General features: G+C 72.0%; 9 protein-coding genes. 5 read left to right on the forward strand and 4 right to left on the reverse strand.

The genetic code is table 11. The features are described from left to right. Nucleotides 1-20: 20 nt before the first annotated feature. A complete protein-coding gene (locus tag AB0H32_RS14065; protein WP_361119146.1) occupies nucleotides 21-2,216 on the reverse strand; it encodes an ABC transporter family substrate-binding protein in 2,196 nt (731 codons plus the stop codon). Nucleotides 2,217-2,503: 287 nt separating this feature from the next. Between AB0H32_RS14065 and AB0H32_RS14070 the strand changes: the two genes are divergently transcribed. The 4 genes from AB0H32_RS14070 to AB0H32_RS14085 are packed head-to-tail and all read left to right on the forward strand — an operon-like array spanning nucleotide 2,504 to nucleotide 6,403. Continuing rightward, nucleotides 2,504-2,794, forward strand: a complete 291-nt coding sequence (locus AB0H32_RS14070) for a hypothetical protein (protein ID WP_361119148.1) — start codon at nucleotides 2,504-2,506, stop codon at nucleotides 2,792-2,794. A gap of 53 nt (nucleotides 2,795-2,847) precedes the next feature. Further along, entirely contained in the window at nucleotides 2,848-3,669 is an 822-nt protein-coding gene (locus AB0H32_RS14075; protein WP_361119149.1) for a hypothetical protein, read from the forward strand. Between the two features lie 14 nt (nucleotides 3,670-3,683). Continuing rightward, nucleotides 3,684-5,636: a fumarate reductase/succinate dehydrogenase flavoprotein subunit gene (locus tag AB0H32_RS14080; RefSeq protein WP_361119151.1), complete on the forward strand. Its 1,953-nt coding sequence runs from the start codon at nucleotides 3,684-3,686 to the stop codon at nucleotides 5,634-5,636. Then, a complete protein-coding gene (locus AB0H32_RS14085) occupies nucleotides 5,633-6,403 on the forward strand; it encodes a succinate dehydrogenase/fumarate reductase iron-sulfur subunit (protein WP_361119153.1) in 771 nt (256 codons plus the stop codon). The genes AB0H32_RS14080 and AB0H32_RS14085 overlap by 4 nt, the downstream gene beginning before the upstream one ends. Here AB0H32_RS14085 and AB0H32_RS14090 read toward each other — a convergent pair. Continuing rightward, entirely contained in the window at nucleotides 6,384-6,692 is a 309-nt protein-coding gene (locus AB0H32_RS14090; protein ID WP_361119155.1) for a hypothetical protein, read from the reverse strand. The two genes, AB0H32_RS14085 and AB0H32_RS14090, sit on opposite strands and share 20 nt — an antisense overlap. A gap of 13 nt (nucleotides 6,693-6,705) precedes the next feature. Then, nucleotides 6,706-8,070: a hypothetical protein gene (locus AB0H32_RS14095; RefSeq protein ID WP_361119157.1), complete on the reverse strand. Its 1,365-nt coding sequence runs from the start codon at nucleotides 8,068-8,070 to the stop codon at nucleotides 6,706-6,708. Between the two features lie 81 nt (nucleotides 8,071-8,151). Between AB0H32_RS14095 and AB0H32_RS14100 the strand changes: the two genes are divergently transcribed. After that, on the forward strand, nucleotides 8,152-9,714 hold the full coding sequence (locus tag AB0H32_RS14100; protein WP_361119159.1) for a hypothetical protein: 1,563 nt from the start codon (nucleotides 8,152-8,154) through the stop codon (nucleotides 9,712-9,714). Between the two features lie 293 nt (nucleotides 9,715-10,007). On the opposite strand, the gene AB0H32_RS14105 is transcribed toward AB0H32_RS14100, so the two are convergent. Then, nucleotides 10,008-12,596 carry a SpoIIE family protein phosphatase gene (locus AB0H32_RS14105; RefSeq protein WP_361119161.1) on the reverse strand — a complete coding sequence of 863 codons (2,589 nt, stop codon included), beginning with the start codon at nucleotides 12,594-12,596 and terminating at the stop codon, nucleotides 10,008-10,010. Nucleotides 12,597-12,651 lie beyond the last annotated feature (55 nt).

A 12,651-nucleotide genomic window follows, 5' to 3' on the forward strand; every position in this document is an offset into this window, starting at 1 on the left:
ACCACGAAGCCGGCGCGCTCCTACCCCTTGCTCGGACCCGGCGCGACCTTCGCCCCCTTCTTCAGGAAGCCCATGTCCTCGTAGATCGGCGTCTGGAACCCGAACGCCCCGGCGTTGACGAGATCCTTCCGCACTCCCACCAGCTGGGGCCGCTGATACAGCGGAATCGACCCCGCCTCCGCCCAGATCCGCGAGTCCGCCTTCCGGATCAGGTCATGGGCCTCGTCCTCGTCCAGCTCCCCCGCGGCCTGGTCGAAGAGCTGGTCGACCTGGTCGGTACCGACCCGCGTGTAGTTCTGCTCGACGCTCACCGACCCGTCCGCCGCCGGCACCGGCTTGGCGTAGATCGGCCGCGCGTCGGTCGCCGGGAAGGCGGTGGACGGCCACGAGTACAGGGCGAGGTCGTAGTCGCCGGCGGCGATGTGGTCCTTGAAGTAGCTCTCGTCGGAGACCTTGATGATCGTCGTGCGGATCCCGACCTTCTCCAGCATCCCGGAGATCTGCTCGGCCACCGTGTTGAGCGTCTCGGACCCGGGCCCCGACGGCAGCACGAAGCGCAGCGCGAGCGCCTTGCCGTCCTTGGCGAGCTGCCCGTTCACGGCGCCGGCCGGGGCCGCCGTGCCCTTCGGCGCGTACGCGCCCGGCGCGCTTCCCCGCTTCAGGTCCTGCCTGCCGTCCTGCGCGAGATGTTTGCCCCCCTCGTCGCTCTTCTCCCGCTTCTCCTCGGCGGACTCGTGGTGTTTGCCCTTGCTGTCGTCCTCACCGACGATGTACTCGCCGTCCTGGCCGCCCTCGGACTCCTCCTCCTTGTCCTTGTCCCGCTTGCCGCGCTGCGCGCCGGCCGCCTTCTCGCCCTTCTTCTTCTCCTCCTTCACCGGTCCCCCGGCCACCCAGCCGGCGTCCGCGAGCAGCGACGCGGCCTCCTGGGTGTCCTGGCCGCCCAGCGCGCCGCTGCCGTCGGCGTAGGCGGCCTGCCCGGACAGGGCCAGGTGGCTGCCGACCGGGGCCGCGGGCAGGCCCAGCGGGGTCAGCACGACCTTGGCCAGCTCCTCGCGGTTCAGGGCGCGGGCGACCGCCCGGCGGACCCGGTCGTCGGCGAGGGGGCCACCGGCGCCGTTGAGGGCCAGCTGGGTGTAGGCGGGCTCCAGCGACTTGCGGACGTCGAAGGCGCGCAGCTCCTGCTGCTGCTCCAGGTACCGGGTGATGGCCTTGCGCAGCTTCTTCCTGCCTGCGTGCACCTCGTCGGAGTCGAGGCCGTGCGCGATCGCCCAGGTGCGCAGCCTCCTGGCGGAGGTCTTTCCGGCGCCCTGCAGCGGGGCGCCGTTGCTTTGCTGGTGGGCGGCGAGGTTGATCCGCTCGGCGTCGGACGCGTCGATCTCGGCCAGGTCCACGCTGCCGTCGGCGAGCGCCGCCACCCGCTTCTCGCGGGGTACGGCCTGCAGCACGATCTCGTCGAGCTTGGCGGGCTTGCCCCACCAGCGCGGGTTGCGGGTGAGGACGACGTCCTTCGCGGCCGTGTCGACCTTCGCCAGGTTGAAGGGGCCCGCGGTGACCTTCAGCTTGCGGCGGGCACCGTCGTTGAAGGCGTCCGGGGTGCCCATGACGTCCTTCGGGTACAGCGGGGAGAACAGCGACTTCCAGTCGGCGTAGGGGCGGGAGAAGGTGACCCGGACCTGGAGGTCGTTCGCGCCGCGCTCGATCTTCTCGATGCGGTCGTAGCCGGCGTTGCGGGCGGTCCAGTAGGCGCTGTCCCGGCCGGACAGGGCGCGCCACTGGGCGACGAAGTCGGCGGCGCCGATCTCCCGGCCGTCGCTCCAGACGGCCTGCTGGTTCAGCTTGTACAGCACCACCTGGCGCGGCTCGGTCTCGATGACCTCGGCGGACTCCAGATAGGCGGGGTTGGCCACCGGCCGTCCCGCGGCGTCCTGGCGGAACATCGACGGCAGTACGGCCTGGGCGACGCGGCTGCTGCCCGCGTCGGCGTCCGCCTGGAAGGTGTTCAGGGTCTCCGGTACGGCGTCCACGGCCCACTTCAGGGTGCCGCCCGCGGCGACCTGGTCGCGGGCGACGGGGGCGATGTCCTGCTTGGCCAGAGGGTGTCCCGCTGCGTCGTCGTCGGAACCGCAGCCCGCGAGGAAGGGCACCGCGAGGGCCCCCGCGGTCAGGAAGGCGACCGAGCGCATCACCGCGCGCAGTCCGACGCCGTCGTGGGACATCTCTGCTACCTCCGGGGAGCCGCGGGCGTTATGATCACTTTTGGCGGTATATGGAGCTGATCAGATCTATGCGCCCACTGAAGAGGAAAGGATCCGGCGAGAGCGGGCGACACGGCGACGACGGACGGTAAGCCACCCGTGCGGCGCAATACACCCGAATGTGCATCCGTACGCCTCGGCCAATCGGTGCACATCTCTTCACAGCAGCAGGTGTGAGGCGCAACACTCCAAGGCGCATGAACGTTGCCGCCCAGGGCCCGCAAGACCCGTGGAAGTGAGGGCAAGTCATGTCCGTGCACGACGAACTGACATCGGTCCAGCGTTGTCTCGACGACCTCCACCGGTCGCTCGGACGCCTGGAGAGCCAGCTGGGCAGCGGCGGCCTGGAGATGCGCCGGGTCCGGACGGACTCCGACCATCTGCGCGAGAGCGTGGCGCTGCTGCGGGAAGCAGCGGCCACCGGAGCCGCCCCGCACCGGCCCGACCTCGTCACCATCTCCGACACGCCCTACGACATCAGCCTGTGGACGGACTCGGACGACGAGGGACTGGGCGCCCGCGACCGGCACGCCCCCTGAAGGGCGCGTGCGACCGGCACGCCCCCGAACCCTGAACCGACCGGAGTGCTCCCTTGGCCACTGGTACGGAACATCAACAGAACAGCGGCGGCGTACACAGCCGTACGCGCGCCGCGATCTCCGCCCCACATCTGCGGACCGACCGCTGGTGGCTGGCGCCCGCCGTCACCGCGGCCGGTCTGTTCGCCTTCGTCGTCTACTCGACGTGGCGGGCCTTCGCCAACGCGCACTACTACGCGGCGCCGTACGTCTCCCCGTTCTACTCGCCGTGCCTGGCCCAGAACTGCAGGACCATGCACAGCGGGCCGAACGCCGACCTCTTCGGCAGCTGGTGGGGCATCTCCCCCGCGATCATCATCCTGATCTTCCCGCTCGGCTTCCGGCTGACCTGCTACTACTACCGCAAGGCGTACTACCGCAGCTTCTGGGCCTCCCCGCCGGCCTGTGCGGTCGCCGAGCCGCACGGGAAGTACACCGGCGAGTCCCGCTTCCCGCTGATCCTGCAGAACATCCACCGGTACTTCTTCTACGCCGCCCTGCTGGTCGCCGGCGTGCTGACCTACGACACCGTGCTGTCCTTCCGTGACACGCACTACCGCTGGGGCCACATGGGCCTCGGCACGGTCGTCTTCCTGGTCAACATCGTCCTGATCTGGGCCTACACGATCTCCTGCCACTCCTGCCGGCACATCGTCGGCGGCAAGCTCAAGCACTTCTCGAAGCATCCCCTGCGCTACAGGGCATGGCAGTTCGTCGGGAGGCTGAACGCCCGCCACATGCAGCTGGCCTGGGCGTCCCTGCTGAGCGTGGCGCTCGCCGACTTCTACGTCTATCTCGTCGCATCCGGGGTCTTCGACGATCCGCGCTTCTTCTAGTGAGGAACTGATTGATGTCCGTGGTGGACCGGCAGGAGTGGGACGTCGTCGTGGTCGGTGCGGGCGGCGCCGGGCTGCGGGCCGCGATCGAGGCACGGGAGCGGGGCGCCCGTACGGCGGTGATCTGCAAGTCGCTGTTCGGCAAGGCGCACACCGTGATGGCGGAGGGCGGCATCGCGGCCGCCATGGCCAACGCCAACGAGCACGACAACTGGCAGGTCCACTTCCGCGACACCCTGCGCGGCGGCAAGTTCCTCAACCAGTGGCGGATGGCCGAGCTGCACGCGCAGGAGGCCCCGGACCGGGTGTGGGAGCTGGAGACCTGGGGCGCGCTGTTCGACCGGACCAAGGACGGCCGGATCTCGCAGCGCAACTTCGGCGGCCACGAGTACCCGCGCCTCGCCCATGTCGGCGACCGTACGGGCCTTGAGCTGATCCGGACCCTCCAGCAGAAGATCGTGGCCCTCCAGCAGGAGGACAAGAGGGAGACCGGGGACTACGAGTCCCGGCTGAAGGTGTTCCAGGAGTGCACGGTCACCCGGATCCTGAAGACCGGGCCCGACGGCGGCTCCGGAGCGGGCGAGCGCGTCTCGGGAGTCTTCGCCTACGACCGCGAGTCCGGCCGCTTCTTCGTCCTCGAAGCCCCCGCGGTGGTCCTCGCGACCGGCGGGATCGGCAAGTCCTTCAAGGTCACCTCGAACTCGTGGGAGTACACCGGCGACGGGCACGCCCTCGCGCTGCTGGCCGGGGCGCCGCTGCTGAACATGGAGTTCGTGCAGTTCCATCCGACGGGCATGGTCTGGCCGCCGTCGGTCAAGGGCATCCTCGTCACCGAGTCGGTCCGCGGGGACGGCGGGGTGCTCAGGAACTCCGAGGGCAAGCGGTTCATGTTCGACTACGTCCCGGACGTCTTCAAGGAGAAGTACGCCGAGTCGGAGGAGGAGGGCGACCGGTGGTACGAGGACCCGGACCACAACCGGCGGCCTCCCGAACTGCTGCCGCGCGACGAGGTGGCCCGGGCGATCAACTCCGAGGTGAAGGCGGGCCGCGGCTCGCCGCACGGCGGGGTCTTCCTGGACGTGTCGACCCGGATGCCCGCGGAGGTCATCCGGCGCCGCCTGCCCTCCATGTACCACCAGTTCAAGGAGCTGGCGGACGTCGACATCACGGCGGAGGCCATGGAGGTCGGGCCGACCTGTCACTACGTGATGGGCGGCATCGCGGTCGACTCCGACACGGCGGCGGCGCGCGGGGTGCCGGGGCTGTTCGCGGCCGGTGAGGTCGCGGGCGGCATGCACGGCTCCAACCGGCTCGGCGGCAACTCGCTCTCCGACCTGCTGGTGTTCGGACGCCGCGCGGGCTGGCACGCGGCCGAGTTCGCGGCGGGCGGGGGTGAGCGCCCCGGGGTCGCCGACGCCCAGATCGACACGGCCGCCGCGGAGGCCCTGCGGCCCTTCTCCGCGGGGACGGAGGGCGAGGCGGGCCCGCCGGAGAACCCGTACACCCTCCACCAGGAACTCCAGCAGACCATGAACGACCTGGTCGGCATCATCCGCCGCGAGGGCGAGATGGAGCAGGCCCTGCAGAAGCTGGCCGAGCTGCGGGTGCGCGCCCGCCGGGCCGGCATCGAGGGGCACCGCCAGTTCAACCCGGGCTGGCACCTCGCCCTGGATCTGCGCAACATGCTGCTGGTCAGCGAGTGCGTGGCCCGGGCGGCCCTGGAGCGCACGGAGTCGCGCGGCGGGCACACCCGCGAGGACCACCCGCCGATGGACCGCACCTGGCGCAACGTGAACCTGCTGTGCGCACTGGCCGACCCCACCGGAGGCCTCGCGGCGACCGACCCGGGCCGCGGCCAGATCCGTCTCACCCGCGAGACCACCGATCCCATCCGCCCGGACCTGCTCGCCCTCTTCGAGAAGGAGGAGCTGGTCAAGTACCTCGCCGAAGAGGAGCTCTACGAGTGAGCAGCTACGAGGCCCGCTTCAAGGTGTGGCGGGGTGACGTCGAGGGCGGCGGCCTGGAGGACTTCACGGTCGAAGTCAACGACGGCGAGGTGGTGCTGGACATCATCCACCGCCTCCAGGCCACCCAGGCGCCCGACCTGGCCGTCCGCTGGAACTGCAAGGCGGGCAAGTGCGGTTCGTGCTCGGCGGAGATCAACGGGCACCCGCGGCTGATGTGCATGACCCGCATGTCGGTGTTCACGCGCGACGAGACCATCACGGTCACACCCCTGCGCGCGTTCCCGGTGATCCGCGACCTGGTGACGGACGTCGGCTTCAACTACCAGAAGGCCAGGGAGGTCCCGGCCTTCGTCCCGCCTCCCGGGCTCGGCCCCGGCGAGTACCGCATGTTCCAGGAGGACGTGGACCGCTCGCAGGAGTTCCGCAAGTGCATCGAGTGCTTCCTGTGCCAGAACACCTGCCATGTCGTGCGCGACCACGAGGAGAACAAGAAGGCGTTCGCCGGCCCGCGCTTCCTCATGCGGGTGGCGGAGCTGGACATGCATCCGCTGGACGCGGCCGCCGAGAGCGGCCTGGACCGCAAGAGCACGGCCCAGGACGAACACGGCCTCGGCTACTGCAACATCACCAAGTGCTGTACGGAGGTCTGTCCGGAGGACATCCGGATCACGGACAACGCGCTGATCCCCCTGAAGGAACGCGCGGTGGACCGCAAGTACGACCCGCTGGTGTGGCTGGGTGCGAAGATCAGGAGGAGGTCTTCGTAGTGTTCCGGCCGGGGCTCTGGGAGAGGACCTGGAGGAGCGCCCCGGCCAGGAAGACCACGGACCACGCGAAGAATCCGAACCCGCCGAACCGGGTGACGTGGAGCGGCCCCGTGAGCAGGAGCAGGCTCAGGCCGAGCGTCATCAGGAGGGCGCCGTAGCCCCACAGCCGTGGCCGCACCACCCGGTGGCGGAGCCACGGCGGCACCCAGTCCGCCCGGATCCCCGCGATGCCTCCCGCCGCGAACAGCGCCACGGCCAGCCAGGCCGCCACCACCATGAACATGTGCATGACGGGGATGGTGTCACCGGCGTCGGGTTCGCGCCACCTGATTGACCCAGTCCTTCTGGTAGGCGCGCCAGTCCGCCTCCGTCGCCGCGAAGTCGACGTACAGGGCGACGCCGAAGCGGGACCGGTCGGCGTCGGTGCGGGACAGCCCCAGGCGGACGCCGCGCACGGCGGCCGGGACGGTCTCGGCGCGGGCCCAGTGGCCGACGGTGTCGTCGTGGTAGAAGGGCAGGCCCATCAGGAGGTCGGTGGTCTCCGGGGTGACCTCCAGGGCCAGACTCGTCTGCTGGGCGACATAGCCGCCGTACAGGCTCTCCAGCGGCTGCATCGTGTCGTACGACATGACGGCGATCTGGTCCACACGGCGGGCCACCTGTCCGAAGTACGCCTGGGACCACCACTTGGGGTGGCCGGTGGTCGCGCCCCAGAAGGAATGGAAGGCCGGCAGCGGGTCGATCTGGTGGGCGGCCACGGACAGCAGGGCGTGGTGGGCGCGGGTGAGGGTGCGCAGGTCGTCCAGGAGGGAGAGGTAGTCGCGGTCGCCGGAGTGGAGGGGCTCCAGGTCGAAGTGGGTGCCCTGGAAGCCGGCGGCGAGGATCCGGCCGGCCGAGGTGACGATCGCGGTGCGGGTGGCGCCGCGCTCCAGGTGCAGGCCGTGGGGGCTCTCACTGGCGAGCTTGTCGCCGAGCCAGGCCTGGACGCGGACGCGGGGTGCCGCGTCGTGCAGGGCCGATATGAGCCAACGCGCCTTGGGGTACGCGGACTTCGGGAGGGTGCCGTCGTCCTCCAGGGGGCCCGCGTGGACGTACAGGTCGCGGACGCCGGTGTCGTTCAGGCGGCGGGCGAGAGACCGGACGTCCTCGGCCGTCTTACGGCCGTCCACCCAGGCGTGGCCCAGCCAGAGGGCGTCCTTGTGGCGGGTGAGGGTGCCGGGTTTCGGGGTGCCGGTGTAGTTGAGGCGGAGGGCCGCCTCGGCGGTGAGGAGGGGAAGGAGCAGGAGGAGGATCAGGGCGGTGGCGAGGATCGTACGGCGGCGCAGGCGTCGGCGGGGGCGGGTGCCGGGGCGGGGGCGCTTCGCCCCGGCTTCGCCGTCGGCCGTCGTGCTCCCACCCGCACCACCCGTGCGGCTCTCGTCGTCGGGTGCGGGCGGCCCCTGTGCCGCGTCCTCGCCGTCGGCGGCCACGAGGCAGTCGCCCGGCGACCTGTCGCCCTCGGTCCCGGACGGTGCGGAACGGTCGCACGTCGGCTCCTCGGTCCCGGACAGTGCGGAACGGTCGCACGTCGGCTCCTCGGTCCCGGACGGTGCGGGACGGCCGTGTGAGGGCTCTTCGGTCTCGGGGGGTGTCGGGTTCGGTTGCTGTTGACTGGTCTTCTCGTCCATTTCTGTCCCCCTGTCCGTCTGTTCCCCCACCCGTATCCACCCCGCTCGCGAAGGCGCCTACCTGCCCATACGCTCCAAAATGTGACGTCCTCCCTGATTCGGGGCCGGCCCCGGCGCGCCACGGCCCACATACGGGTGCGGGTGGCGCATGCCGTGCTGGGTTTCCTCGTGGGGGCCGGGTGGCTGATGTTGCCCGTGATGACGGTCGGTGACCGGGATCCGGTTCCCGTCGGCCCGGTCGGGCCGGTCGCGAGTGCCGCCGCGGCACCGCACGACGGGACGTCCGCGACCGACCTGGTCATGCCCCTCCTCGCGCTCGGCGCGGCCGGGGCTCTGGCCGGGTACGGGTACCTGCGCCGCACCCGGCGGGCCCGGACCCGGACGACACCGGGCAGGGTGTCGGCGGCGCCGCCCGTGCCGACGTCGCAGGAGTCCGAGCGGCAGGCCCGTGCCGCGCTGGTGCTGGCCGACGACTGCGTGCGCGGCAGCAAGGAGGAACTCTCCTTCGTCGAGGAGCTGTTCGAGCCGGAGGCGGTCGAGCCCTTCGTGCACGCACTGCAGGCCGCCGAGACCGAGCTTTCGGCCGCGTTCGCCATCTGGCGGCGGTACGAGGAGGGGGTTCCGGGGGACGAGGGTGCGCGGCAGCAGGCGCTGGTGGGGGTGATCGGGCGGTGTGCGGAGGCGGGGCGGCGGCTGGACGCCGAGGCGACGGCGCTGGACCGGCTGCGAGGGCTGGAGCAGGACGCGGGTGCGGCGCTGGAGGCCGCCGAGGGGCGGTTCCGGGAGCTGACAGCACGGACCGCGGCGGCGCAGACCACGGCGGAGGAACTGCACCGGCGGTACGCGCCCGCGGCCTCGGCCCCGGTCACCGGGTATGTCGAACAGGCCAAGGACCGGCTGGTGTTCGCCACCTCACGGCTCAACGAAGCGCGCCAGGCCGCCGATTCGGGAGACGGGGCGGCAACCGCCCGGCAGCTGCGTGCGGCCGAGGGTGCCGTCGCCCAGGCCGGTGTGCTCGTCGGCGGGGTCGAGCGGCTCTCCGTACAGCTGCGGGAGGCGGCCGCACTGGTGCCGGCCGCGCTGACCGGCGGGGAGGCGAAGATCGCCGAGGCCCGCAAGGGAAGCGGGCGGACCCCTCTGACCGCCGGGGAACTGCACGCCCGGCTCGCCCACGCCGACGGCGTGTTCGCCGCCGTGCGCACCGAGCTGACCGGGGGGCCGTACGACCCGCTGGACGCGCTGCGGCGCATCGCCGGGGCCGTGGAGCGGCTGGAGGCGGGGCGTGCCGGGGTGGTGCAGGCGGGCGCGCTGCTCGTGGCGCGCAGTGCGGTGGGCGGGGCGGAGGACTTCGTCGCCGTGCACCGGGGGGCGGTGGGTGCGAAGGCACGGGCACGGCTGGCGGAGGCGGGCCGGGCGCTCGGCTCCGGCGCCGACGACGAGGCGGACACGCTGGCCCGCCAGGCCCGTGAGCTGGCGGAACGGGACGTACGGGCGCACGGGAACCCCTACGCCGCGGCGGACGGCTCCACCGTCGGCCTCGCGGGCGCCGTCCTGGGCGGCATCCTCCTGGCCGAGGAACCGGACGGAGGCCCCCCGACCAGCTTCGGCGGCCCCTCGACCCACGCCCGCCGCCACCACCCATGACTGCACCCCGGCACCGACGACAACATCCCCGCGGCGCCCCACCGCCCCACAGGGCTCACCCGCACCCGCCGCACACCGGCAGGCAGACCCCGCACTCGACGGCACCCCCGCAACCGACCGAGTCAGGCAGGCGGGCAGGCAGGCAGGCAGGCAGGCGAAATCGCGAAACCCACCCACACCCAACCCATACCGACAGGCAGAACCCACCTTCGACAGCACCCCCGCAACCGACCGAGTCGGGTGGGCGGGTGGGCGAAGAACCGGGGGCCGGGGGCGGAGCCCCCGGGGAGGGGTCAGAAGAGGCTCAGCAACGCCTCCGCCGGGTCCGCCAGACCACGCTCGCCGCCGGGCAACGGAAGCTCGAACCACACCGTCTTGCCCCGCGGAGTCCGCCGCGACCCCCACGCCGCACTGAGCAGCCCCACCAGCTGCAGCCCACGGCCCCCCTCGTCCGTGTCCCGGGCCCGCCGCCGCCGAGGCTGCACCAGACCGGCGTCCCACACCTCGCACACCAGCGTGCGGTCCAGCAGCAGCCGGAGCCTGATCTCGCCCTCGCCGTACCGCAGCGCGTTGGTCACCAGCTCGCTGACGAGCAGCTCCGTCGTGTCGACCAGCGGCTCCATGTCCCAGCTGACCAGCTGCGCCCGTGCGTACTCCCGCGCCCGCCCCACACTGCGCGGCTCGCGCGGCAGCGTCCAGTCACCGACGGAGTCCGCGGGCAACCCCTGCACACGGGCCATCAGCAGGGCGATGTCGTCCTCGCCGTGATGAGTGTCAAGGGTGTTGAGGACGTGGTCGCAGACGTCCTCCAGCGGACTGGAGGGATCCGCCAGCGCGCCCACGAAGGCCTGCAGGCCCTCGTCCAGGGGATGGTCGCGGGATTCCACCAGGCCGTCGGTGTAGAGGGCGAGGAGGGCACCCTCCGGGAGTTCGACCTCCACCTCCTCGAAGGGCTCGCCGCCGACACCCAGTGGCATCCCCGGCGGCACGTCGAGCATCAGGGCCGCCTCGCCGGGTTCCACCAGCACCGGGGGCAGATGGCCGGCGTTGGCGAACGTACAGCGTCTGGTCACGGAGTCGTAGACCGCGTACACACAGGTCGCGAGGTAGACCTCGGAGAGGTCGGCGTCGCGCGGCTGGCGGGCCGCGCGGGTGGCCTGCTGGACGCCGCCGGGGGTGCCGAGGCCACGGGCGATCTCGTCCAGCGCGGAGAGGACCTCGGCCGGTTCGAGGTCCAGCAGCGCCAGTGTGCGCACGGCGGTGCGGAGTTCGCCCATCGCGACGGCGGCGCGCAGGCCGCGGCCCATGACGTCTCCCACCACCAGGGCCGTGCGGTGGCCGGGGAGTTCGATGACGTCGAACCAGTCGCCGCCGACCTCGGTGGCCGCGTTGCCGGGCAGGTAGCGGCAGGCGATGTCCAGGCCGGAGGCCTCGGGGTCGCCGGGCGGGAGCAGGGAGCGCTGCAGGATGAGGGCGCGCTCGTGCTCGCGCCGGTACAGGCGGGCGTTGTCGATGCAGACGGCGGCGCGTGCGGCCAGCTCGACCGCGAGGTCCCGGTCGCGGTCGCCGAAGGGCTCGCTGCCCTTGGTGCGGGAGAATTGGGCGAGGCCCACGACGGTGTCGTGGGCGACCATCGGCACGGCCAGCGTGGACTGCACGAGCCCGCCGTCCTCGGCCGGGACGCGCTGCGGGCGGGCGGTGCGCAGGGCGTCCGCGCAGGGCGAGTTGAACGGGAAGTGGTGGACCGCGCCGACCGCGACGGGCTCGCCGGAGGCGGCGAAGGGTGCGTCCGAGACGGCGCTGGCGAAGGCGACGCGGCGCAGTTCCGCGCTGCCGTCGGCGAGGCCGGGCGGGGTCTCGTCGCCGGCGAGCAGGCCCTGGTAGAGGTCGACGGTGGCGAGGTCGCAGAAGCCGGGGACGACGACGTCGAGCAGTTCGCGGGCGGTGGTCTCCAGGTCGAGGGAGTTTCCTATGCGGGCACCGGCCTCGTTGAGCAGGGCGAGGTTGCGCCGGGCGGCCGCCGCCTCGCGGGCGGCGGCGCGGCGGGCGGTGATGTCGGTGCCGAGCCAGGCGATGCCGATGGGACGGCCCGTGCCGCCGTGCACGCGGTAGAGGTTGACGGACCAGTGCCGTCGTTCCTCGGAGCCGGGGACGAAGCCCGTCACATGCATGTCGGTGATCGAGTCGCCGCTCTGCAGGACCCGGCGCAGGGTGGCCGAAATCCGCTCGGCCTCGCCGCGGGCCAGATAGTCGTGAACTCCCTTGCCCCGATGGTCGTCCGGGGTTCCGCCGAAGGTGGAGGCGAATCGCATGTTGGCGCGGCGGACGCGCAGGTCGGGGTCGATCAGCAGGAAGCCGAAGGGCGATTGACCGAAAATCGCCTGCGAGGCGGCGAGGTCGGTCTCGATGCTGCGCAGGGTGCGGACGTCCACGACGATACAGACGGCGGCCTTTTCTCCCTCCGCGGTCCGGGTGGGCATGACGTAGACCTCGGCGAGCCCCTCCTCACCGCGTGTCCCGTCCGGCTCGTCCGGCATCCGGAAGGGAACCACCCCCGTCCACTCCCGCCCGTCGAGGATTTCGGCCATCTTGTGCTGGCCGCGCTCGCGCAGGTCGGGGTCGATGAAGGCCTCTATGGGGTCCATGCCGACGGCCCGTTCGGCGGGGATGCCGAAGAGCTGCTCGGCGCGCAGACTCCACTGGTCGACCAGTCCGCCGGGGCCGATGGAGAAGGAGGCGACCTTGATGTAGTCGTAGATCGAGCCGGGCGGGCTGCTCTGCCACATGGCGTCACCGGGCGCGTCTGCGGCCGGTACTGCCTGGTCCCTCGCGCCGCCCGACGGGTCCGCGGACTCCGTGGCCTTCGCTGGTATCTCGCTCACGCGAACCGTCCCCTCCAGCTCACCGCGCCCGGCACCGGTCACCGGGGGCGGCTGC

The sequence above is a fragment of the Streptomyces sp. NPDC020362 genome, assembly GCF_040642095.1.
Lineage (GTDB): Bacteria > Actinomycetota > Actinomycetes > Streptomycetales > Streptomycetaceae > Streptomyces.